Annotated in this window: 21 protein-coding genes and 1 pseudogene; 17 read left to right on the top strand and 5 right to left on the bottom strand. The window is 57.1% G+C overall.

Annotation, left to right across the window (positions count from 1 at the left end; genetic code table 11):
• The first annotated feature begins 107 nt into the window (after positions 1 to 107).
• The 10 genes from VGC62_RS24610 (at position 108) to creC (ending at position 10870) form a co-directional block, all read left to right on the top strand.
• Positions 108 to 422: a sarcosine oxidase subunit delta gene (locus VGC62_RS24610; RefSeq protein ID WP_331189684.1), complete on the top strand. Its 315-nt coding sequence runs from the start codon at positions 108 to 110 to the stop codon at positions 420 to 422.
• Positions 419 to 3439 carry a sarcosine oxidase subunit alpha gene (locus VGC62_RS24615; protein WP_331189685.1) on the top strand — a complete coding sequence of 1007 codons (3021 nt, stop codon included), beginning with the start codon at positions 419 to 421 and terminating at the stop codon, positions 3437 to 3439. Before VGC62_RS24610 ends, VGC62_RS24615 begins: the two co-directional genes overlap by 4 nt.
• A 138-nt stretch (positions 3440 to 3577) precedes the next feature.
• Entirely contained in the window at positions 3578 to 4210 is a 633-nt protein-coding gene (locus VGC62_RS24620; RefSeq protein WP_331189686.1) for a sarcosine oxidase subunit gamma, read from the top strand.
• 109 nt (positions 4211 to 4319) lie between these two features.
• On the top strand, positions 4320 to 5177 hold the full coding sequence (gene purU, locus VGC62_RS24625) for a formyltetrahydrofolate deformylase (RefSeq protein ID WP_331189687.1): 858 nt from the start codon (positions 4320 to 4322) through the stop codon (positions 5175 to 5177).
• A 143-nt stretch (positions 5178 to 5320) separates the two neighbouring features.
• The gene (fdhA, locus tag VGC62_RS24630; RefSeq protein ID WP_331189688.1) at positions 5321 to 6520 is read left to right on the top strand and encodes a formaldehyde dehydrogenase, glutathione-independent; all 1200 of its coding nucleotides are present in this window, start codon (positions 5321 to 5323) and stop codon (positions 6518 to 6520) included.
• Between the two features lie 240 nt (positions 6521 to 6760).
• Positions 6761 to 7375 carry a DUF1190 domain-containing protein gene (locus VGC62_RS24635; protein WP_331189689.1) on the top strand — a complete coding sequence of 205 codons (615 nt, stop codon included), beginning with the start codon at positions 6761 to 6763 and terminating at the stop codon, positions 7373 to 7375.
• A gap of 180 nt (positions 7376 to 7555) precedes the next feature.
• Complete coding sequence (locus VGC62_RS24640) at positions 7556 to 8110, top strand: DUF2780 domain-containing protein (protein ID WP_331189704.1); 555 nt, start codon at positions 7556 to 7558, stop codon at positions 8108 to 8110.
• A gap of 102 nt (positions 8111 to 8212) precedes the next feature.
• Positions 8213 to 8713, top strand: coding sequence for an ATP-dependent zinc protease (locus VGC62_RS24645; RefSeq protein ID WP_331189690.1), 501 nt, complete (start codon positions 8213 to 8215; stop codon positions 8711 to 8713).
• Between the two features lie 58 nt (positions 8714 to 8771).
• Positions 8772 to 9452: a two-component system response regulator CreB gene (gene creB / locus VGC62_RS24650; RefSeq protein WP_331189691.1), complete on the top strand. Its 681-nt coding sequence runs from the start codon at positions 8772 to 8774 to the stop codon at positions 9450 to 9452.
• Positions 9452 to 10870 (top strand): two-component system sensor histidine kinase CreC, encoded by a 1419-nt coding sequence (gene creC, locus VGC62_RS24655; protein WP_331189692.1) that lies wholly within the window; start codon positions 9452 to 9454, stop codon positions 10868 to 10870. The genes creB and creC overlap by 1 nt, the downstream gene beginning before the upstream one ends.
• 315 nt (positions 10871 to 11185) lie before the next feature.
• Here the strand turns inward: creC and VGC62_RS24660 are convergent, their stop codons facing one another.
• Positions 11186 to 11626 carry a hypothetical protein gene (locus tag VGC62_RS24660; RefSeq protein WP_331189693.1) on the bottom strand — a complete coding sequence of 147 codons (441 nt, stop codon included), beginning with the start codon at positions 11624 to 11626 and terminating at the stop codon, positions 11186 to 11188.
• Here VGC62_RS24660 and trmL point away from each other — a divergent pair.
• Positions 11625 to 12080, top strand: coding sequence for a tRNA (uridine(34)/cytosine(34)/5-carboxymethylaminomethyluridine(34)-2'-O)-methyltransferase TrmL (gene trmL / locus VGC62_RS24665; protein ID WP_331189694.1), 456 nt, complete (start codon positions 11625 to 11627; stop codon positions 12078 to 12080). The two genes, VGC62_RS24660 and trmL, sit on opposite strands and share 2 nt — an antisense overlap.
• A 310-nt stretch (positions 12081 to 12390) precedes the next feature.
• Here trmL and secB read toward each other — a convergent pair whose 3' ends face one another.
• Genes secB through VGC62_RS24680 form a run of 3 tightly spaced genes read right to left on the bottom strand, consistent with a single transcriptional unit; the run spans position 12391 to position 13591 of the window.
• Complete coding sequence (secB, locus tag VGC62_RS24670; RefSeq protein ID WP_331189695.1) at positions 12391 to 12882, bottom strand: protein-export chaperone SecB; 492 nt, start codon at positions 12880 to 12882, stop codon at positions 12391 to 12393.
• A gap of 39 nt (positions 12883 to 12921) precedes the next feature.
• Positions 12922 to 13176 (bottom strand): glutaredoxin 3, encoded by a 255-nt coding sequence (gene grxC / locus VGC62_RS24675; protein ID WP_331189696.1) that lies wholly within the window; start codon positions 13174 to 13176, stop codon positions 12922 to 12924.
• A 1-nt stretch (position 13177) separates the two neighbouring features.
• Positions 13178 to 13591, bottom strand: coding sequence for a rhodanese-like domain-containing protein (locus VGC62_RS24680; protein ID WP_331189697.1), 414 nt, complete (start codon positions 13589 to 13591; stop codon positions 13178 to 13180).
• Positions 13592 to 13781: 190 nt separating this feature from the next.
• Here VGC62_RS24680 and gpmI point away from each other — a divergent pair, with 190 nt between their 5' ends.
• The 5 genes from gpmI to VGC62_RS24705 all read left to right on the top strand — a co-directional run bounded on the left by gpmI (position 13782) and on the right by VGC62_RS24705 (position 21979).
• Entirely contained in the window at positions 13782 to 15317 is a 1536-nt protein-coding gene (gene gpmI, locus VGC62_RS24685) for a 2,3-bisphosphoglycerate-independent phosphoglycerate mutase (RefSeq protein ID WP_331189698.1), read from the top strand.
• 142 nt (positions 15318 to 15459) lie between these two features.
• Positions 15460 to 16770, top strand: a complete 1311-nt coding sequence (locus VGC62_RS24690) for a murein hydrolase activator EnvC (protein ID WP_331189699.1) — start codon at positions 15460 to 15462, stop codon at positions 16768 to 16770.
• A gap of 30 nt (positions 16771 to 16800) precedes the next feature.
• On the top strand, positions 16801 to 18132 hold the full coding sequence (locus VGC62_RS24695) for a S41 family peptidase (RefSeq protein WP_331189700.1): 1332 nt from the start codon (positions 16801 to 16803) through the stop codon (positions 18130 to 18132).
• 1 nt (position 18133) lies between these two features.
• Positions 18134 to 18934, top strand: a complete 801-nt coding sequence (locus VGC62_RS24700; protein ID WP_331189701.1) for a divergent polysaccharide deacetylase family protein — start codon at positions 18134 to 18136, stop codon at positions 18932 to 18934.
• A gap of 357 nt (positions 18935 to 19291) precedes the next feature.
• A complete protein-coding gene (locus VGC62_RS24705; protein WP_331189702.1) occupies positions 19292 to 21979 on the top strand; it encodes a serine protease in 2688 nt (895 codons plus the stop codon).
• A gap of 146 nt (positions 21980 to 22125) precedes the next feature.
• On the opposite strand, the pseudogene hisF reads toward VGC62_RS24705, so the two are convergent.
• Positions 22126 to 22656, bottom strand: a pseudogene (gene hisF / locus VGC62_RS24710) (imidazole glycerol phosphate synthase subunit HisF); the annotation flags it as partial.
• A 122-nt stretch (positions 22657 to 22778) separates the two neighbouring features.
• Between hisF and VGC62_RS24715 the strand changes: the two are divergent.
• Entirely contained in the window at positions 22779 to 23663 is an 885-nt protein-coding gene (locus VGC62_RS24715) for a reverse transcriptase domain-containing protein (RefSeq protein WP_331189703.1), read from the top strand.
• Positions 23664 to 23901 lie beyond the last annotated feature (238 nt).

The following is a 23901-nucleotide window of genomic DNA, read 5'->3' on the forward strand; positions in this document are numbered from 1 at the left end:
GGGTCGCAACCGACTCCAGGTGTTCTAAATGAGCATTTTCCGCCTGTTTTTAACGCAGTATTACCGAGCTCAGTAGTTCTCACGTGGTTTTAACAGGAGAAATCCCGATGTTGCATATCTTCTGTCCTCACTGTGGCGAGCTGCGCTCCGAAGAGGAATTCCACGCGTCAGGTCAGGCCCACATCCCGCGTCCGCTGGACCCGGCAGCCTGCACCGACGAACAGTGGGGCGACTACATGTTCTTCCGCGACAACCCACGCGGCCTGCACCATGAGCTGTGGATTCACGCGGCCGGTTGCCGCCAGTACTTCAACGCCACGCGTGACACCGTGACTTACGAAATTCTCGAAACCTATCCGATTGGCACCAAGCCTCAGTTCGTGAACCAGGTTCCTGCTGTCGGCCGGGGAGACAAGGTATGAGCCAGAACAATCGACTGCCCAATGGCGGCCGCATCGACCGCAGCAAGGTGTTGAACTTCACCTTCAACGGTCAGGTTTACCAGGGCTTTGAAGGCGACACTCTGGCCGCAGCCCTGCTGGCCAACGGCGTCGATATCATTGGCCGCAGCTTTAAGTACTCGCGCCCTCGCGGCATTTTCGCCGCAGGTTCCGAAGAGCCGAACGCTGTGTTGCAGATCGGCGCCACTGAAGCCACCCAGATCCCCAACGTTCGGGCTACCCAGCAAGCGCTGTATTCGGGCCTTGTCGCGTCCAGCACCAACGGCTGGCCGAGCGTTAACACCGACATGATGGGGATTCTCGGCAAGGTTGGCGGCAAGCTGATGCCTCCGGGCTTCTACTACAAAACCTTCATGTACCCGCAATCGTTCTGGATGACCTACGAGAAGTACATCCGTAAGGCGGCAGGTCTTGGTCGCTCGCCGACTGAAAACGATCCAGATTCCTACGACGCAATGAACCAGCACTGCGACGTGCTGATTGTCGGTGCCGGCCCCGCAGGCCTGGCAGCAGCACTGGCGGCTGCACGCAGCGGCGCCCGTGTGATTGTGGCTGACGAGCAGGAAGAGTTCGGCGGCAGCCTGTTAGATTCCCGCGAAAGCCTCGACGGCAAACCGGCTATCGATTGGGTCGCCACTGTCGTCGCCGAGCTGCAAGGTTTGTCGAACGTGGTGCTATTGCCACGCGCCACCGTGAACGGCTATCACGACCATAACTTCCTGACCATTCACGAGCGTCTGACCGATCACCTCGGCGACCGTGCGCCAATCGGCCAGGTGCGTCAGCGCATGCACCGCGTTCGCGCCAAGCGTGTGGTGTTGGCGTCCGGTACTCACGAGCGTCCACTGGTGTATGGCAACAACGACGTGCCGGGCAACATGCTGGCGGGTGCAGTTTCCACCTACGTTCGTCGTTACGGCGTTGCACCGGGCAAGAAGCTGGTGCTGACCACTAACAACGACCACGCCTACCGCGTTGCCCTGGATTGGCTCGATGCCAGCCTGCAAGTGGTGGCGATTGCCGATGCACGTCATAACCCACGTGGCGCGCTGGTTGAAGAGGCACGCGCCAAAGGCATTCGGATTCTGACCGGCAGCGCCGTGACCGAGGCCCGTGGCAGCAAGCGCGTCACGGCAGCTCGCGTTTGCGCCATTGACGTCAAGGCCCACAGAGTCACCAGCCCAGGCGAATGGCTCGATTGCGATCTGATCGCCAGTTCCGGTGGCTACAGCCCAATCGTTCACTTGGCGTCCCATTTGGGCGGCAAGCCGGTCTGGCGTGAAGATATTCTCGGTTTTGTCGCAGGCGAAGCACCGCAGAAGCGCGTGTGCGTCGGTGGTGTCAATGGCGTCTACGCCTTGGGCGATACGTTGGCCGATGGTTTCGAAGGTGGCGTGCGTGCAGCCAGCGAAGCGGGCTTCAAAGTGGTTGAAGGCGTACTGCCCAAAGCGCTGAGCCGCGTTGAAGAGCCGACGCTGGCGCTGTTCCAGGTGCCGCACGACAAACCGACCGCCCGAGCGCCGAAGCAATTCGTTGACCTGCAAAACGACGTCACCGCCGCCGCCATCGAGCTGGCGACCCGCGAAGGTTTTGAGTCGGTCGAGCACGTCAAGCGCTACACCGCACTGGGTTTCGGCACCGATCAGGGCAAGCTGGGCAACGTCAACGGTCTGGCCATTGCGGCCCGCTCGCTGAACGTGACCATCCCTGAAATGGGCACCACCATGTTCCGCCCCAACTACACGCCGGTGACCTTCGGCGCAGTGGCCGGTCGTCACTGCGGCCACATCTTCGAGCCTGTGCGCTTCACTGCGTTGCACGCCTGGCATGTGCGCAACGGCGCCAAATTCGAAGACGTCGGTCAGTGGAAACGTCCGTGGTACTTCCCTAAAGCGGGCGAAGACATCCATGCCGCCGTCACCCGCGAATGCAAAGCCGTGCGCGAAAGCGTCGGTCTGCTGGACGCCTCGACCCTGGGCAAAATCGACATTCAAGGCCCGGATGCGCGCGAGTTCCTCAACCGCATCTACACCAACGCCTGGACCAAGCTCGACGTGGGCAAGGCGCGTTACGGCCTGATGTGCAAAGAAGACGGCATGGTGTTCGACGACGGCGTCACCGCCTGCGTTGCCGACAACCATTTCATCATGACCACCACGACCGGCGGCGCTGCACGTGTACTGCAATGGCTGGAAATCTATCAACAAACCGAGTGGCCGGACCTGAAGGTGTATTTCACCTCAGTGACCGACCATTACGCGACCCTGACGCTGTCTGGCCCGAACAGCCGCAAGCTGCTCAGCGAAGTGACCGACATCGACCTGGGCCGCGAAGCGTTTCCGTTCATGACCTGGAAAGAAGGGCTGGTTGGCGGCGTACCAGCTCGTGTGTTCCGGATTTCGTTTACCGGTGAGCTGTCCTACGAAGTGAACATCCAGGCCGATTACGCCATGGGTGTGCTGGAAAAAATCATCGAAGCGGGCAAGAAGTACAACCTGACGCCGTACGGCACCGAAACCATGCACGTGCTGCGGGCCGAGAAGGGTTTCATCATTGTCGGTCAAGACACCGATGGCTCGATGACCCCGGACGACCTGAACATGGGCTGGTGTGTCGGTCGTACTAAACCGTTCTCGTGGATCGGCCAGCGCGGGATGAATCGCGAAGACTGCGTGCGTGATCAGCGCAAACAGTTGGTGGGCCTCAAGCCGATTGATCCGACCAAGTGGCTGCCGGAAGGCGCGCAGTTGGTATTCGACACCAAGCAGGCGATCCCGATGACCATGGTCGGCCACGTGACTTCAAGCTACGCATCGAACTCGCTGGGCTATTCGTTTGCGATGGGCGTGGTCACAGGTGGCCTGAAACGCCTGGGCGAGCGGGTGTTCGCGCCGCTGGTCGATGGCAGCGTGATCGAGGCAGAGATCGTGTCTTCGGTGTTCTTCGATCCGAAGGGTGAGCGGCAGAACGTGGAGTAAGCCTGTGGGCTAATGATTTTTCTGTAGGAGCGAACTTGTTCGCGAGGCGTGCGCCCTGAAACACCGCGTCGCCTGCCTCGCGAACAAGTTGGCTCCTACACAATCCACGTTCTCAACAGAATTCAACACAGGTGCTTTATGACCACAGCCAATGTTTATCAACAACGGCCAACGACTGATGCGAAAGCCGAGTCACCGTTGTTTCATGCTGACCTCAACAGCCTGGTCGGCAAAGGCCGTACTAACCCTGGCGTGATCCTGCGCGAGAAAAAACTGCTGGGTCACCTGACTCTTCGTGGCGACGCCCACGACCCAGCTTTCGCTGCGGGCATACACAAAGCGCTCGGCATGGAATTGCCCGGCGCTCTGGCATTGGTTGTTAGCGGCGAAAGCTCCATTCAATGGCTTGGCCCGGACGAATGGCTGCTGATCGTGCCGAGCGGCGAAGAGTTCGCTGTCGAGCAAAAACTGCGTGAAGCGCTGGCCGGTCTGCACATCGCAATCGTCAACGTCAGTGGCGGTCAATCGCTACTGGAACTGACCGGCCCGAAGGTGCGCGAAGTGCTGATGAAATCCACCAGCTACGACGTACACCCGGACAACTTTCCGGTGGGCAAGACCGTTGGCACCGTGTTCGCCAAGTCGCAATTGGTGATCCGCCGTACTGGCGAGCAAACCTGGGAGCTGGTCATCCGCCGCAGCTTCGCCGATTACTGGTGGCTGTGGTTGCAGGACGCAAGTGCGGAGTACGGATTAAGTATTGCTGCGTGAGTTAAAGCCTTCGCCAACAAGTTGGCTCCTACAGGAGATGGTTGTTTCTGTAGGAGCCAACTTGTTGGCGAGAAGCCAGACGAAGAAGAGTCAATAGGAGTAATCATAGATGAGCCGCGCCCCCGACACATGGATTCTGACTGCCGATTGCCCGAGTGTACTGGGCACGGTGGACGCGGTGACGCGCTACCTGTTCGAGCAGGGCTGTTACGTGACCGAGCACCATTCGTTCGATGACCGGCTGTCCAGCCGTTTCTTCATCCGTGTGGAATTTCGCCAGCCCAACGGATTCGACGAGCAAGCCTTCCGCGCAGGGCTTGCCGAGCGTGGCGCAGCGTTTGGCATGATCTTCGAGTTGACGCCGCCAAACTACCGGCCAAAAGTGGTGATCATGGTTTCCAAGGCAGATCACTGCCTCAATGACTTGCTCTACCGTCAGCGCATCAACCAGCTGTCGATGGACGTGGTGGCCGTGGTGTCCAATCACTCCGATCTTGAACCTTTGGCGCGCTGGCACGAAATTCCCTACTACCATTTCCCTCTGGACCCCAACGACAAACCTTCGCAGGAAGCCAAGGTCTGGCAGGTGATCGAAGAATCCGGTGCCGAGTTGGTGGTGCTTGCGCGCTACATGCAAGTGCTGTCGCCAGAGTTGTGCCGCAAGCTCGATGGCAAGGCGATCAACATTCACCACTCGTTGCTGCCGGGTTTCAAAGGCGCCAAACCGTATCACCAGGCCTACAACAAAGGCGTAAAACTGGTGGGTGCGACGGCGCATTACATCAATAACGATCTGGACGAAGGCCCGATCATCGCCCAGGGCGTGGAGGCGGTGGATCATAGTCACTACCCCGAAGACCTGATCGCCAAAGGCCGCGACATCGAAGGCCTGACGTTGGCCAGAGCGGTGGGGTATCACATTGAACGGCGGGTATTCCTCAACGCCAACAGGACAGTCGTACTGTGACCGCAAGATTTCGGCTCGTATTCAATCTGTAGGAGCCAACTTGTTGGCGAGCGATAGCGCGGGTTTCACAGGGCTTCGCGAACAAGCTTGCTCCGACAAAGGTGATCCACTCTCTTCACAACAACAAATAAAGAGGTGAACGCATGTCTGGTAATCGTGGTGTGGTGTATCTCGGCGCTGGCAAGGTCGAAGTACAGACAATTCCCTTCCCGAAAATGCAGGACCCACGCGGCAAGCGCATTGAGCACGGGGTGATTCTGCGCGTTGTCTCCACCAATATTTGCGGCTCGGACCAACACATGGTTCGTGGTCGCACCACTGCCCAGACCGGGTTGGTACTGGGTCACGAAATCACTGGCGAAGTCCTTGAAGCGGGTCGCGACGTCGAAAATCTTAAGGTCGGCGATCTGGTTTCCGTGCCGTTCAACGTCGCGTGCGGTCGTTGCCGCAGTTGCAAAGAGCAACACACAGGGGTTTGCCTGACCGTCAATCCGGCCAGGCCCGGTGGTGCATACGGTTACGTCGATATGGGCGACTGGGTCGGTGGCCAGGCCGAATACGTGCTGGTGCCGTACGCCGACTTCAACCTGCTCAAACTCCCGGATCGCGATGTGGCGATGGAGAAAATCCGCGACCTGACCTGCCTGTCAGACATTCTGCCCACTGGTTACCATGGCGCCGTCACAGCAGGCGTCGGCCCTGGCAGCACGGTTTACGTCGCAGGCGCTGGGCCGGTGGGTTTGGCGGCGGCGGCTTCCGCACGCCTGTTGGGCGCGGCAGTGGTCATCATCGGTGACGTGAACCCGGCACGCCTGGTTCACGCCAAGGCCCAAGGCTTTGAAATCGCCGATTTGTCCCTGGACACGCCACTGCACGAACAGATTGCCGCGCTGTTGGGCGAGCCGGAAGTGGATTGCGCCATTGATGCCGTGGGCTTCGAAGCCCGTGGTCACGGCCATGCCGGTGCCAAGGCCGAAGCACCGGCTACTGTCCTTAACTCATTGATGGGCGTGGTGCGCGTGGCAGGCAAGATCGGGATTCCCGGTCTGTACGTCACCGAAGATCCGGGCGCTGTCGACGCGGCTGCGAAAATGGGCAGCCTGAGCATTCGCTTTGGTCTGGGTTGGGCTAAATCCCATAGCTTCCACACCGGCCAGACCCCGGTCATGAAGTACAACCGTCAACTGATGCAAGCGATCATGTGGGACCGCATCAAGATTGCGGACGTCGTTGGCGTCGAAGTCATCAGCCTCGACGACGCACCGCGTGGGTATGGCGAATTTGATGCAGGCGTACCGAAGAAGTTTGTGATTGATCCGCATAAGTTGTTCAGCGCGGCATAACGCACCCAACCAGACAAAAGGGCGACTGAGGTCGCCCTTTTGTCGTTTACGTAAGCCTCTCGATCAGCATGCGTAGGACCTTTCCGTAAGTTAAATCAGAATCCTTGAGTTCTGTTCTCCCTTGTTTCGAACACACCTGCCCTATGCTATTTGTCCGGCCCGATTTTTTCAGGCTGCGGGTAATACATGTTTGTTTTTGCGGTAAGAACATCGATTCAAACACTGGTGGGGATCGGTGTGATGATCGGTATGACGGGCACATTGGCAAGCGCCCATTTGTCGGAACAGCCACCTCGCTGGATGTCCTCCGTCGCTTTTTACGAAAACGCCAATGCGTGTCTGTGGGCTGGCGTGGCACCGCATATTTGTCGCGCGGGTTATCGTTCGGCGTTTCGTCAGCACATTCGCACAGCGCCCTCATATCGAGATGTAGCCGACTGTGATCGCGATTTTTACGCCAATGAGTGCGCGACGTCCGGTGGAGAGCATCAGCTATGGACGCCTTGGCTGTCAGGTTTTGCCCTCATCGTCCAATCCCGACTGCCATCCTCGGCCGAGGATCAGCATCACATCGCCAGTTCATCGGATGACCCCTGGAAGCGGCTATTTGAACACGATGAGGGTATGGAAACCCCAGACGCACAAACGCGGTATTTCAGCGAGCCGCTTTATTGGGAAAAAGATGGTCAGGGCGGATCGAGGTTGACGACGTTGCGTGAGATGCTGCGCAACGGACAGCGTTTTGAAAAAGCGCTGAGCCGCCATAGTCCAGATAGAATCGGCGCCGCCCCCGACCTTCGTCAGCTTGCGCGCAGCTTCGACGCACAGCAGCTATTTGACGTAACCCGTCCGTAAGTCGTCGTGTCGTGAGGGCTTTCAGATCATTGGACGAGCAGTCATTGTAAGTGTGCATTGCACGCCAGTGACCGTGGTGCTGGAACTTCTTTCCGGGCGGCGGTCCAACGCGTGCTGACCGGCTTTGCCGGCTCTCTGATCGATGAGGTTGCCTAAATGAAAATGTCTCTGAAATTTTCCGTGAAAAACGCACGCGGTGTTGCCTTGGCAACACTCATGGCGCTGGCGGCAAGCCCCGCTTTTGCCTTTAGCCTGAATGACGCAGCGAATGCTGTCTCCAACGCCACGGGCGGCAATCAAAAGGCCACGGCCGCGCCTGAAGCGGCAGGTCTGCTCAATACCCTGGGGACGCAACTCAATGTCACCCCACAGCAGGCGGTCGGTGGGACAGGTGCATTGCTGGGCCTGGCCAAGAACAAATTGACGGGTAACGACTACTCGCAGTTGAGCAAGTCAGTGCCTGGGCTGGATCAGTTGGCAGGTACTTCCGCGCTGGGCAGCCTAGGTGGCCTGGGCGGGATGTTGGGTGGGTCGAGCGGCAGTAATTCCGCAGTGAACAGCGCGTTGGGTAACGTGCAAAGTATGGGCGACGTGAATACGGCGTTTAAAGCGCTGGGTATGGACAGCGGCATGGTTGGCCAGTTCGTCCCGGTAATCCTGCAATACCTCGGTCAGCAAGGTGCGGGCGGTTCGGCACTGCAGAGCCTGGCTGGCGTTTGGGGCGCGGGTAGCTGATTGAGTCTTCTCAACGTCTTACTCTCTCGGATCGAACCAAGTGCGACGTAACGGTCTAAAATCGGGCTCATGCGCGACTCATCCATTCGAGGAACCTGTTACGTGAAATATCTTCTGGCGCTTCTGCCATTGTTGGCCTTACCTGCCCTGGCCGCGGAACCCACGCTGTACGGTCGCTACGAGTACATTCAGGTCTCGGAATTGGGCGAAACCTTCAAGGCTAAGATGGACACTGGCGCGCTCACCGCGTCGCTGTCGGCCAAGGACATCGAACTGTTCAAGCGTGATGGCGATGACTGGGTGCGTTTCCGTCTGGCAACCAAGGACGCAGACAACAAGGTGTATGAACACAAGGTCTCGCGCATCAGCCGCATCAAGGGCCGATCCGATGGCGAGGATGACGAAGAGCCTGTCGATCCAACCAAACGCCCAGTGGTTGATCTGGAGTTGTGCCTGGGCGACGTGAAACGCACGGTCGAGGTCAACCTGGTCGACCGCAGCCACTTCAACTATCCGTTGCTGATCGGCGCCAAAGCCCTGCGTGAGTTCGGCGCAGCGGTGAACCCGGCGCGACGCTACACCGCAGACAAACCCGACTGCTGATTGACGCCGGGGCCTGGCGTCCGGCACCGTTGCGCTTTATTCAAAGCGCTCGGATGCCATGCCCCACATTCTGATTGTCGAAGACGAAGCTGCAATTGCCGACACCCTGGTTTATGCCCTGCAAGGCGAAGGCTTCACCACGTCTTGGCGGACGCTAGGGCAGGCAGCGATCGAGTTTCAGCGCCACACGCCTGCTGACTTGATCATCCTGGACATCGGTCTACCTGACATCAGCGGTTTCGAAACCTGCAAGCAGTTGCGGCGCTTCACCGAAGTGCCGGTGATGTTTCTCAGTGCCCGGGATGGTGAAATCGATCGCGTGGTGGGCCTGGAAATCGGTGCCGACGATTATGTGGTCAAGCCCTTCAGCCCGCGTGAAGTCACGGCGCGGGTCAGGGCCATCCTCAAACGCATGACAACGGGTGCGCCCCCTGCAGCCCCGAGTGAACGCTTTGTGATCGACACTGAGCGCGCGCAGATCAGCTACCGAGGCCAGCCACTGAGCCTGACTCGGCATGAGTTTCGTCTGCTGCACTGCCTGCTTGAGCAACCTGAACGCGTGTTCAGCCGTGAGCAATTGCTCGATGCCCTGGGCGTTTCCAGTGACGCCGGTTACGAGCGCAACATCGACAGCCACATCAAAAGTGTACGCGCCAAGCTGCGGCTGATCGCCGCCGAGGCCGAGCCGATCCATACCCATCGCGGGCTCGGTTACAGCTACAGCCCAGGACGCAGCTGATGCCGCTGGGGATTCGGATTTTTCTGGTTTATGCGCTGTTCATCGGCCTGACGGGCTACTTTGTGCTCAGCACGGTGATGAAGGAAGTGCGCCCCGGTGTGCGTCAGTCCACCGAAGAGACGTTGGTCGATACCGCGAATCTGCTGGCAGAAATCCTTCGTGAAGACGTCAAGTCCGGCACTTTGAGCCAAAGCCATTTCCCGGCTGCGCTCAAAGCCTATGGGCTGCGCCAGCCAGGGGCGAACATCTGGGGGCTGCCAAAGAACCAGGTCAATAACCGGATTTACGTTACCGACGCCAAAGGCATCGTGTTGCTGGACTCCAGCGAAGACGCCGTTGGACAGGATTACTCGCGCTGGAACGATGTCTACCTGACGTTGCGCGGCGAGTATGGTGCGCGCTCGACCCGCAGCGATCCCAACGACCCCAATACGTCAGTCATGCATGTCGGCGCGCCGATTCGCGACAACGGCCAGATTATCGGCGTGGTCACGGTGGCCAAGCCCAACAGCTCGTTGCAGCCCTATGTCGAGCGTACTGAAACGCGACTGCTGTGGTATGGCGCCGGGCTGGTGGTGTTGGGCCTGTTGTTTGGAGCTGTGTTGTCGTGGTGGCTGAGCCACGCGTTGCGGCGCTTGACTGCTTATGCGCAGGCCGTCAGCGAAGGGCGCCGCGCCGAACTGCCGCATTATCGCGGTGGCGAGTTGGAGCAATTGTCCACGGCGGTCGAGCATATGCGCACGCAATTGGAAGGCAAAGCCTACGTCGAGCGCTATGTCCACACCCTGACGCACGAGTTGAAGAGCCCTCTGGCGGCGATTCGTGGCGCCGCCGAGCTGCTGCAAGAAGACATGCCGCCTGGGCAGCGTCAGCGTTTCATCAGCAACATCTACAGCGAAAGTGCGCGGGTGCAGCAGTTGATCGAGCGTTTGCTGAATCTGGCGATGGTTGAACAGCGCCAAGGGCTGGAAGAGCAAGTTGCTGTGCCGCTGGCGGCGCTGATCGACGAACGACTGAGCATACAAAGCGCGCGAATCGAGCGCGCCGGGTTACAGGTCCAACAACTCATCGGGCCTGATGTGACGGTGATCGGAGAGCGCTTTCTGTTGTGCCAGGCTTTCGCCAACCTGCTGGACAACGCCCTCGACTTTACGCCCGTCAACGGTGTGTTGCGCTTTGATGCCGAGCGCATCGGCGCGCGGTTGAAAGTCAGCATCTTCAACAGCGCCGAGCCTATCCCTGATTACGCTTTGCCACGTTTGAGCGAACGTTTTTACTCACTGCCAAGGCCCGACAGCGGCCGCAAAAGCACCGGGCTGGGGCTGAACTTCGTCCAGGAAGTGGTGCAGTTGCATGGAGGGCAATTGCAGATGGGAAATGTCGAAGGTGGGGTGTTAGTGGTGGTGTGGTTGGGTTGAAACGCCCATGCGCGACGGCATCCGTTCCAGCCACAGCAATTTCGGCACAATGCATCACTTTGGTAACCATCTGGACCAAAATGCGCGAATAGCGTGCAAAAACGATCAGAAAACAGCCAGGTTCGACAACTGTCCCCTGTAAAAAGCAGGTGTAGGACCCTACGACCCAGGCGCTGAACGCCGCCGCACAAGGCTCCTACACCAATTTATAAAATTTCCTACAGAGAATTCCCAAAACTGGCACGCCCTCTGCAATACCTAAAGTAATTCCAGTTTTGGGGACCTTGGTACAGGCAGGCCGGGGATTCCCCTCTTTTATTCCTCCCGGAGACTGACCTCCAGTCTCCAGCGCCCGCCCTGAATTGCACCGTGCCAGTCACCGTGCAACGGGCGGGTCGCCAGCAGGTTCAGCAACAACCCCTTGTCACTTCGCTGCACCCTCCAACGTACATCCCGCCCCCCAAGCTTCAACTCGCCCCGCTGTGGCTCGCCTTTGGCGTTGAATAGCAGCGCCACCGCGCCGTCGATATGCTCACCGTGCAACTGCGGCTCGTTGTTGAACCACAACACCAGGCCACCAGGCATTGTCTCGACCTGCTGCAGTTGGGTCGGTTCGGGCGTGGTGATACGCCCGATCATCAGACCGACCATAAAACCGACGATAGCGATTGAGCCCAAAACCTTAGGCCATAGCTTCGGCCTCGGGTCGTCTTCAGGGGTAGAATGCGTCCCGTCCTTTTGTTCGGAGCCCTGCATGTTTCACGTGATCCTTTTTCAACCAGAAATTCCGCCGAATACCGGCAACATCATCAGGCTCTGCGCCAACAGTGGCTGCGACCTGCATTTGATCGAGCCGCTGGGCTTCGAGCTGGACGACAAGCGCCTGCGCCGCGCCGGACTCGACTATCACGAATACGCCACGCTGCATCGCCATGCCGACCTTGCCAGTTGCCTGGAAAGCATTGGCCATCCGCGCCTGTTTGCTTTTACCACAAAGGGCTCGCGAGTCTTTCATGATGCGCAGTTTGAAGAAGGCGATGCGTTTCTGTTTGGCCCGGAAAGTCGCGGCCTCCCGGCAGACGTTTTGGACGCGCTGTCGAGCGATCAACGTCTACGACTGCCAATGCGTGAAGGCTGCCGCAGTTTGAATCTATCGAACACCGTGGCGGTGGCCGTTTACGAGGGATGGCGGCAATTGGGGTTTAAGTAACCCCTCACGTGTGGAGCTGACGAGCCGCCGAAAGCTGAGATTGCTCACCTGATCAACCGCCCACCAATAACGCGCCACTGCGGGCAATTGTGGCTGAGGGCGCAGTTCAATCTGTAGGAGCCAACTTGTTGGCGAAGCAACCAACGCGGTCTGCCTGCTACACCGCCTCGCGAACACGTTCACTCCTACAACTGATCAACCGAGTTTGACCGGGAACAGAGTATCTACAGGGGATCGTGTTCAGCCGTGCTCCCTTCAGAACCCACAAAAAAGCGCCCGTCACAGGCGCTTTTTTTCACACGGCAAACGCTTACTGAACAGTCGGCGTTGGCGTTTCGCCCGCTTCCTGCATGCGCTGCAGCTCTTGCGCGTACAAAGCGTCGAAGTTCACCGGGGCGAGCATCAGCGCCGGGAACGAGCCACGTACAACCAGGCTGTCGATGGTTTCGCGAGCGTACGGAAACAGGATATTCGGGCAGAACGCACCGAGGGTGTGGCTCATCGACGCCTGATCAAGACCTTTGATCAAGAAGATGCCAGCTTGCTGTACTTCAGCGATAAAGGCGATTTCGTCGCCATTCTTCACTTCAACCGACAGGGTCAGCACGACTTCGTAGAAATCGTTTTCCAACTGCTTCTGACGGGTGTTCAGGTCCAGACTGACGGCTGGGGTCCACTCCTGACGGAAGATCGCCGGGCTTTTCGGCGCTTCGAAGGACAAGTCGCGCACGTAGATACGCTGCAAGGAAAACTGTGGGCCTTCTTCGTTGGAGACGGCGCCGTTGCTAGGTTGATCAGTCATCTCAAATCCTTCTTACTTTAAGGTCTTGTAGGGTTGAATTCAGGCGGCCAGCAGCGCATCGAGTTTGCCGGCGCGCTCCAGAGCAAAGAGGTCATCGCATCCACCGACATGAACCGAACCGATCCATATCTGCGGCACGGAGGTACGTCCGGCCTTTTTGCTCATCTCGGTACGCAGTTGTGGTTTACCGTCGACGACTATTTCCTCGAACGCCACTTTCTTGCTGTTGAGCAGTTGCTTGGCGCGCGAGCAATAAGGGCAATAGTCGCTGGAGTAAACGATGACTTCAGGCATCTCATTTCACCAAAGGAAGGTTGTCTGCGCGCCAGGAGGAGATGCCGCCAGACAGCTTGGCTGCCTTGAACCCGGACTTGAGCAGCTCGCGGGCGGTCATTCCGGCGTGCTGACCAGCGGCGTCGACGATGATCAAGGTTTTTGCCTTGTACTTTTCAAGCTCGGACACGCGGGAAATCACCTTGTCCTGTGGGAAGTGCAACGCACCCACGATGTGACCGGCGGCGTAGTCCTTCTTGGTACGCACGTCGATGACCACGCCCTCATCGCGGTTAACCAGCGCTGTCAGCTCGCCAGTGCTGAGGCTGCGGCCGCCCTTGCTGAGCTCCGTCGCTATCAACAGGGCCAGCAGAACGACGAAAGCGCCGGCCAGTAAATAGTGGTTAGTGGCAAATTCAATCAGATGAGCAACCATCATTAGGTTCCAGGGCGTTAAAATGTCGGCCAGTATACACAGCCCCCAAGGTCGGCCAAAGCCCGTACGGCAGTGACGCCGTTTGAACTTCAACTTAAAATGCCGATCTTTTTTCTACTTCTTCTTTAAGCCATGTCGGTGATGTGAAATCGGTGCGTCATTTTCACACCATCCGCAGACGAGGGATCTAATGACTACCACGCCTAAACCTTTGGTCCTGATCATCCTGGACGGCTTCGGACACAGCGACAGCCATGAGGGCAACGCGATCTATTCGGCGAAAATGCCAGTGTTCGAGCGCTTGTACAAAACGATGCCCAACGGCCTGATTTCGGGGTCAGGCATGGATGTCGGCCTGCCAGACGGTCAGATGGGTAACTCCGAGGTCGGACACATGAACCTCGGCGCCGGGCGCGTGGTGTATCAAGACTTCACCCGCGTGACCAAAGCAATCCGCGACGGTGAGTTCTTCGAAAACCCCAACATCTGCAAAGCGGTGGACGCTGCGGTTGGCGCAGGCAAAGCGGTACACATTCTGGGCCTGCTGTCGGACGGCGGCGTCCACAGCCATGAAGATCACCTGGTGGCGATGGTTGAACTGGCCGTCAAGCGTGGCGCCGAGAAAATCTACCTGCACGCCTTCCTGGATGGTCGTGACACGCCACCGCGCAGCGCCCACAAATACCTGGAGACCATGGAAACAGCCTATAAGCGCCTGGGCAAAGGTCGCACCGCAACGATCATCGGTCGCTACTTTGCCATGGACCGCGACAATCGCTGGGACCGTGTCGAATCGGCCTACAATCTGATCGTCGACAGCCAATCGGAATTCCAGGCTGACACCACCAAAGCCGCCCTGGACGCTGCTTATGAGCGTGGCGAGAACGACGAATTCGTCAAAGCCACCCGAATCGGCGATCAGGTCAAGGTCGAAGACGGCGACGCGGTTGTCTTCATGAACTTCCGTGCCGACCGTGCCCGCGAACTGACCCGTGTCTTCGTCGAAGACGATTTCAAGGACTTCGCCCGTGCCCGCCAGCCAAAGCTTGCCGGTTTCGTGATGCTGACTCAATACGCAGCGACCATTCCCGCGCCATCGGCATTCCCGGCCGGCAGCCTGCACAACGTGCTCGGCGAGTATCTATCGAACAATGGCAAAACCCAGTTGCGTATCGCTGAGACCGAAAAGTACGCGCATGTGACCTTCTTCTTCTCCGGCGGCCGTGAAGAACCGTTTCCAGGCGAAGAACGCATCCTGATTCCTTCACCAAAAGTCGCCACCTACGACCTGCAACCGGAAATGAGCGCGCCGCAAGTGACCGACAAGATCGTCGACGCCATCGTCAACCAGCGTTTCGACGTGATCGTGGTCAACTACGCCAACGGCGACATGGTCGGCCACAGCGGGATCATGGAGGCCGCCGTCAAAGCGGTCGAATGCCTGGACGTGTGCGTCGGGCGTATTACCCAAGCACTGGAAAAAGTTGGCGGCGAAGCGCTGATCACAGCAGACCACGGCAACGTCGAACAGATGACGGATGAGAAAACCCATCAGCCGCATACCGCGCACACCACCGAGCCGGTCCCGTTCATCTATGTCGGCAAGCGTGATCTGAAAGTCCGCGAAGGCGGTGTTCTGGCCGATGTCGCGCCAACCATGTTGCAACTACTGGGCATGGAAGTGCCGCAAGAGATGACCGGCCATTCCATCCTCGTTCCGAAATAAGGCGCTCTAAACCGGGCTGTCGTAAGCCGACAGCGCCGGTACTTGTATGAAATGTCTGAAAGACGCGCCCTTAGAACGTTTTTTTTGCAGCCTGCGGCGGGCATACTAGGCCCGTCTTCACTCCTTGGTATCGCCTGCCCTCATGCTCCGCGCCCTGATCGCCCTTGCTTTGATATGTCTGCTTAATCCGGCGTTCGCCGATGATGAGCGCGCACAAACCCAGAAACAGCTGGATGCCACGCGTCAAGACATTGCCGAACTGAAGAAGGTACTCGGCCAGTTGCAGGAAGAAAAATCCGGCGTTCAAAAAGACCTGCGCACCACCGAAACGGAAATGGGCAAGCTGGAAAAGCAGGTGGAGGCCCTGCAAAAAGAACTAAAAAAGAGTGAAACCGAGCTTCAACGGCTCGACCAGGAGAAAAAAAAACTCCAAAGCGCACGCGTTGAACAGCAACGATTGATCGCTATCCAGGCTCGCGCCGCCTATCAAAGCGGTCGTCAGGAATACCTGAAACTGCTGCTGAACCAGCAGAACCCGGAAAAATTTGCCCGCACCCTCACCTATTACGATTATCTGAGCCAGGCCCGCCTGGAGCAGTTACGCAGCTTCAATGAAACCCTGCGCCAATTGGCTGGGGTAGAAAAAGACATCGATTTGCAGCAAGCACAATTGCTGGTCCAGAAAAGCTCACTGGATGATCAGAAAGCCAAGCTCGACGAGGTGCGCAAAGAACGGCAAACCGCCCTCGCCAAGTTGAATCAGGACTACAAGGCCCGCGACCAGAAACTGCAATCGCGTCAGCAAGACCAGGCCGATCTGGCGAAAGTGTTGAAAACCATTGAAGAAACGCTGGCGCGCCAGGCCAGAGAAGCCGAAGAAGCGCGTCAGAAAGCGCTGATTGCCCAGCAAGAGGCCGAGAAACGCCAGCGCGAGCAAGAAGCGCTGGCCAAAAGCCGTGGCAAGGACGACAGCGAGGAAGCACCGCGCCGCCCGACAAAAGCCCCTGGCGCGCTGGTTTCCAGTGCCGGCCAGTCCTACGGCGGACCTTTTGATCAGGCAAAGGGAAAACTTCCATGGCCTGTCGATGGTCGATTGTTGGCGCGTTTTGGTGAAACCCGTGGCGACGATGCACGAACCAAGTGGGATGGCGTGATGATCAGCGCCGCCGCGGGCAGTCAGGTACACGCTGTGCATGGTGGTCGTGTGGTCTTCGCCGACTGGTTGCGTGGCGCGGGGCTTCTGGTCATTCTCGACCATGGCAACGGCTATTTGAGTCTGTACGGTCACAACCAGAGTCTATTGAAAGAAGCTGGGGACATTGTAAAAGCCGGGGATGCGATCTCCACTGTCGGTAACAGTGGTGGCGGTCAGGATACTCCGGCGTTGTATTTCGCTATTCGTCAGCAGGGTCGCCCAAGTGATCCGGCCCAATGGTGTCGCACTCAAGGATAAGTCGACACCTCAATCAGGAGTTCGTAAGACATGCTGTTTTCGTCCCGCCTCACCTCGCTGGCCTTGACTATCGCCGTGATTATCGGTGCCCCTCTGGCCCATGCCGCTGGCGCCACCCCATCAGCGATTCCCGCCGCCGCGCCGACTGCTGCGCCAGCCAACGTCAAGGCGCCACTGCCGCTCGATGAGCTGCGCACCTTTGCCGAGGTCATGGACAGGATCAAAGCCGCCTACGTCGAGCCTGTGGATGACAAGACGCTGCTGGAAAACGCCATCAAAGGCATGCTCAGCAACCTTGACCCGCACTCGGCTTATCTTGGCCCGGAAGATTTCCAAGAGTTGCAGGAAAGTACCAGCGGAGAGTTTGGCGGCCTGGGCATCGAAGTCGGTATCGAAGACGGTTTCATCAAAGTCGTCTCACCGATCGATGACACACCGGCCTCCAAGGCAGGCATCGAAGCGGGCGACCTGATTGTCAAAATCAATGGCGCACCGACCCAAGGTCAGACCATGCAGGAAGCGGTCGACAAGATGCGCGGCAAGATCGGCGAGAAGATCACCCTCACGCTGGTGCGTGATGGCGGCACGCCGTTCGATGTGACGCTTGCGCGCGCCACCATTCAGGTCAAGAGCGTGAAATCGCAGATGCTGGAGAATGGCTACGGCTATATCCGCATCACGCAGTTCCAGGTCAAAACCGGCGAAGAAGTCGGCAAGGCGCTGGCGAAGTTGCGCAAAGACAATGGCAAGAAAATGAGCGGTCTGATTCTGGATCTGCGCAACAACCCTGGAGGCGTGTTGCAGTCGGCGGTCGAAGTGGCTGACCACTTCCTGACCAAGGGCCTGATCGTCTACACCAAGGGCCGGATCGCCAACTCCGAGCTGCGTTTCTCTGCCGACCCGGCCGACGCCAGCGAAGGTGTGCCATTGGTGGTACTGATCAACGGCGGCAGTGCTTCTGCCTCGGAAATCGTTGCCGGTGCGTTGCAAGATCAGAAACGCGGCATCCTGATGGGTACCGATACCTTCGGTAAAGGCTCGGTACAAACCGTGTTGCCACTCAATAATGATCGCGCCTTGAAGATCACTACGGCGCTTTACTACACCCCAAATGGCCGCTCGATTCAGGCCCAGGGTATCAACCCCGACATTGAAGTACGTCGCGCCAAGGTAACCGCAGAAACGGATGGCGAGAACTACAAGGAAGCCGACTTGCTCGGCCACTTGGGCAACGGCAACGGCGGCGCAGACAAACCCACCACCGCCGCCAAGGCTGGCAAAGCGCGGCCACAGGACGATGATTATCAGCTCAATCAGGCGCTCAGCTTGCTCAAAGGGCTGAGTGTGACGCGCGGCAACTGATATGCGCGCCTGGTTTACCGGGCTCACTTGCGCCCTTGTTGTTTTGACGGGTGCCGTTCAGGCGGCGCCTGGCGAAGCCATTCAAACCCAGGGCAAAGCGCCGAAAATCGCGTACCTCAGCCTGATCATCGATGACCTGGGGCAGAACCCTGAGCGCGATACACGTGCGCTCAATCTACCTGGCCCAGTCACCTTGGCGATCATGCCTGACACCCCTCATGCCAGCGAATTCGCCCGGCAGGCCCACAAATCCGGCAAGACCGTGATGCTGCACATGCCCATGGACCCGGCGACCGGACCCTATGCCTGGCATCCGGAATTACCGCTGCCCGAACTGGAGTCACGCTTGAATGCGGCATTGCTCAAAGTGCCCTATGCAGCGGGCATCAACAACCATATGGGCAGCCGCATGACCGCAGAACCGGTCGCCATGGCTTGGCTGGTGGGCGAGTTGCAGCGTCGACATCTGTTTTTGGTGGACAGCCGCACCAGCGCTAAAACCGTGGCCGCCGCCGAGGCGCAGAAAATCGGCTTGGCAAGCGTCTCTCGGGATGTATTCCTGGACGATGAACGCACCACCGAAGCGATCACCGGACAGTTACAAACGGCGATCAAACTGGCGCACAAGCAAGGTTCGGCGGTGATGATCGGCCATCCTTATCCGGTGACACTGGATGTGCTGGAACACGAACTGCCCAAGCTGAAATCCGAAGGGATCGAATGGATCGAAATCCGCCACATGGTCACTGAACGTGGCAACCAAGCAATGGTCGGCCATGGAAAAAACGGGGTGTACCGCTAAACACCGAAAGCCCCCGGTTGTAAAAGCCCGCGCGTTATAACCGCCAAAATTGGCTTCCTACTAATACCTAAATTATCTCCCAGCCTTCGCTTATGTCGCCAAGTGTGCGTGAGCGCTCTCAGATAGCACTCTATTGAATGTCAGAAACAGCGCTGCCTGATTGACGCGTTATGACCAACGAACCCGTGAATACCCTATCGCACCGCAAGCAGCCGTTGTGTAGAAACCGCTGTCGGCTCGAATGTGTCTGCAATGTTAATTTTAGAAAAATACATATGTAACTCACTGCTCGCCCCAAGACATTTAACGTGGAGTATCCCAGAGACCTACAGGGACGACCGTTATCAAGGAGCGATGATGAACCTAAAACTTACCGCAGCACTTTTCTGTATCCCAGCAATGCTTTCACATTGTGTACTAGCTCATGCAACGTCTGAACCTCCAGACTTACCTGGCGCCGCACCCAATCAAATATCGTTAGAACAACCCTCTGATGCGCAGGCCGATCAACAGCAGCGCTCACGCATCGATCAAGTGATCAAGCAGATCATCGAAAACATGCCGAGCCGAGGTTACCTACCACCTCCTGGCGAGCATGGCATGTTGTTCGCGTTGATCGTACAAAGTGAAAACTGGCCTGCCAACACCGTACTCGCCCTGCATGATCAAGATGGCGATCAACTGGCGACGTACATCAAGGGTAATAATATTGGGGAGACCGACCATACGATTTACATCAAGCAACTGAGCAACGGCGAGTACACCAATGATCCCAACGACGCCTTAGGGGCTTCAAACCCTGAAAACTTGTTCGAGCTTATCCTCGCGGGGCAACCTAAAGGTTCTCAATTGGGTTTGGGTGGTGACTTTGTCGGAGGGACTACAACGGCTGGCCGCATTGCACATCTACGTGATGAGATTGCCGATCTTGCTAAAAAACACCGCACGCAGTTGTTTGACGCCATGTTGCACGAAACAGACAGCAAGTCCGCTCCCGACGTCATGGGGACTGTTAATCCATTCCTGCCTTATACGATTAAACCGACCACCTCAGCCTTGATTCGTGACCTCCATCGCGATACCCCAAGCCTGACCACTTCCCGCTTGGCCACACTATTGCAAACGGCGCCGCTGTCGGACACCGAACAGCACAGCTATTTCAGTACCGGCGTACTGCCGCAGTCCTTCATCACAGCGAGGCTTGCGCTCGAAACCACTGCAAAGCAAGAGCAAGCGCTCGATGCGGTTTACCACACACGAACGTTCAACCCACAGTCTGACAATCTGATTCGGCAAGTAGCCACGGACGAGCTGTCTGCACTGGGCCACAACCTGACCATCATTACGCCGCAACAACACATTGATCTTGATGCCGCTCAACGAGGGGCAATCATCCTGCGTGATTATGGTCAAGGACACTACGAGGCGTTCTCACTGATCAATGATGAGTTCATTTCAGTTGATCGAAACACTGACAGCTTTTTCAACGCTATTGCCTCGGTCCTGCAACCCCACGAACATCGTGCTCTGAATATGAATGATGACCGCGATATCGTTGGCATTCGCACGCACTTCGGAAAAGCTGCCGAACAAAAAACAGTACTGTCACCCGGACCTTCATCTCAAACTGAAGGACCGGAAACCAACGTTTTTGATTATGGGGAAAACCTGGCCAACGGCTCGCCCCATAAAGTGCTTAATAACCACGACGGTGCGCATGATCACTGGAATGCTATCGGCCGTGTAAACGCCTGCACGGGCACTGTACTCGATACAAGAAGTGCTGCCAGCAACGCACAATCACCCGCGTATGTCTTGACCGCAGGGCACTGTATGTCAGGTGCGAATGGCGAAGTAATTGTCGGCAATCCGGTGTCGGCAAGCATCGCCCTTAACTACTTTGCCGACACACAAGGCCAGCGCAAGACTTACGAAATCGCCGAAATCAGCTACAGCACCCTGACTGTCCGAGATATCGCAATTCTCAGACTTACAGCACCACTGGAACAACTCATTGCGGATGGCATCCGGCCGCTTCGGCTGGCTGATGCACCGTTGGCTATTGGTAGCGACGTACTCAATGTTGGCGCGCCCACCGGCGCCCGTGTTCAGACATTGAACCTGGCCGCTTGTAAGCTGGGGGACGGAGGAACAAAAATTGAAGGGGATTGGGTCTGGCGCCATCTAACGATGAACCAATGCGAAGGGGTAAAACCAGGTAGCTCAGGCAGCCCGATGATTGATCGTTTTTCAAATAGGATAGTAGCGCTTGTCAACACCAGCACCGCTAGCCAACACCCGAGTGTCGGCTCTCATCCTCGCGGATATCCAGCGTGGGAAAAAAATAGCAACTATGGCAACGAAGTGACCTTTCTTAACCGCTGCTTTGTTGACAGCGTGTTCAATGCCAAGGCCGCAAGCTGTGAGCTGTCTCCACTTTTTTCGGTAACCCTCCCGAACTTTCCTCCGCCGCCTAGGCATACCAGACGGACACGGGATGCTCAAGGCGAGTTGGTGTATCCCAGCTGGGATCTGAAGTTTGGTATCAGCAGCAATTTTTATCGCTTTAAAACAGCCATCGATGCCGATGAATGTGAAAAACCGATGGGATACAGCGCAGCTCAAGCTTCAGATAATGCGCATATTGACGCGCAAGTAGAGCCCCAAGTGGGCATACAGATACTGTGCATCGTGGGTGTGGATGCTGCCGATATGGCTCTGGACAGCAGCAGTGTGAGAAACGCGTTGAGCCTGGCCATGCAATTGCACGAACAAAGCGAAACACCAGCTCCTGAAATGGAGATCACCAAAGAGTCGAGCGGGAAATACGTCGTCAACTGGCTGCTCACCAACCCGCTAATCGCGCATTACAAAATTAAATACGGAGCGCCGGAAAAAGTTGATTGCAATGACCCGGCGGGCTATCGCCTGAACGGAATATTCACTCGAGCTATACCTACAAAAATGCTTCCCTTGAAAATGTGTACCATCACTTCGGATACCACTAAACAACAATCCTCACCTCGTGAGGATGTTATGCACTAATTAGCCATAGCCCTAAATAGATCATCGTGGCGAAAGAATTGCCGCGTACAGACCTGCTGCTGCCTTGATCCATATCCACAGGCACAAAACTAATAGGGCATGAAGGTGTGCTGGCCGATCTATAAATACAGCCAGCACCGCCCAACTCAGCGAACGACGATGCCCTGCTTGGCCATGTACGCTTTGGCTTCCGGCACGGTGTATTCGCCAAAATGGAAAATACTTGCAGCCAATACCGCACTGGCGTGACCTTCAAGCACGCCAGCAGCCAAGTGCTCAAGATTACCGACGCCGCCGGATGCAATCACCGGGATGCCCAGCGCGTCACTGATGGCGCGGGTCACGCCCAGGTCAAAGCCATTCTTCATGCCGTCCTGATCCATGCTGGTCAGCAGAATCTCGCCAGCGCCGAGGTCTTCCATTTTTTTCGCCCACATCACCGCGTCCAACCCAGTCGGCTTGCGACCGCCATGGGTGAAGATTTCCCAACGCGGCGCTTCGCCCGGCAGCGAAACCTTCTTGGCATCAATGGCGACGACGATGCACTGCGAGCCGAAGCGCGCCGCAGCTTCGCCGACGAACTCCGGGTTGAACACCGCTGCGGTGTTGATCGATACTTTGTCGGCACCTGCGTTCAACAAGTTGCGGATGTCCTGCACGGTACGCACGCCGCCACCAGTTCAACTCAACTAGCGAGCTTGAGAAGTTCAAGTCGCGTCTTTGCGCTCGCGGCGACTTACAGTCAACTAGCGCCGACACGTACGCGGCGACTCTCGCTGCAAGAGCTTTTCGCTTTCTAATGGCTCTTGTTTGTCAATTCGACCTAGAATGCGAGCAGTTCGACTTTGTGGCAGCGTACCTTAACGTCAAACTGGATGAACTAGTCTTCACTCGCGTACTAGAAGGAATTACGACTCAAGGTGTTGCCTTGAAGGTGTTAAGAGCGTTGTACGGTCTTAAGCAGTCAGGAGCGCTCTGGCAAGGCGACCTCACTGCTTTTCTCATCGACTTCGGCCTTCGACTAGTCCCTGGGCTTGAGTGCGTGTTCTATAGCACTCAGCTCATAGTCTTCTTCTTCGTGGATGACTCTTGCGCTGTTTTTGACAGCAAGAACCGATCTGAGTTTGAGAGGCTCAAGGCAGCACTGCTAGATCGGTACGAAATGCATGTTCTCGGGCCACTTGAGTGGTTCCTTGGCATAAGGGTTACGCGCGACCGACACCGGAGGACGCTCTACGTCGTGCAAGACCAATTCATCGAGAAGATGGCTTCAAAGTTCGCCATTTCTCTGCCTACGAAGGAGCTCACACCTGATCTCCTTACACGTGGACTTATCCCGATGTCGCTATTCGTTGACCTGTCAATTGACAACGACGCGAAGGCGTCTATGGACGAACTAGCCGCGTACAAGTCGCGCATTGGCAGCATCAACTTCCCTGCGGCATGGACGCGACCAGATGTTGCTAAGTGTGTGTCAGTCCTATCAACAATCACGAACCCAGGCAGGAACCACTTCCGGGCAGCCGACGGCGTGATCAGGTACATGCTAGCGACTAAAGACTTAGGCATTTGCTTTGGACATTCAGCAGGCGCTCAAGGCTTCGCATCTGACGCTACGGAGTTCATAGGCGCGTCTGACGCCTCTTTTGCCGACTATCCTTCTCGCAAGTCATCGGAGGGGTAGGTTTTCAAGCTGTTCGGAGGCTCTATTGACTAGAAGGCAGTCAGGCAGAAGACTGTCACTAAGTCCTCTATAGAAGCTGAGCTTCTTGCCCTCTCTCACGCCAGCTCTGAGTTCATGTGGTGGGAACGCTTGTTCTCCGCTCTCAAGCTCACGTTGGACGCCCAACCAACCCTCTTCTGTGACAACCGCTAGACCCTACGCATTGTCACAAGCAAAGGAAGCTTCAATTCGACACTCC

This window comes from Pseudomonas sp., assembly GCF_036404235.1.
GTDB lineage: Bacteria > Pseudomonadota > Gammaproteobacteria > Pseudomonadales > Pseudomonadaceae > Aquipseudomonas.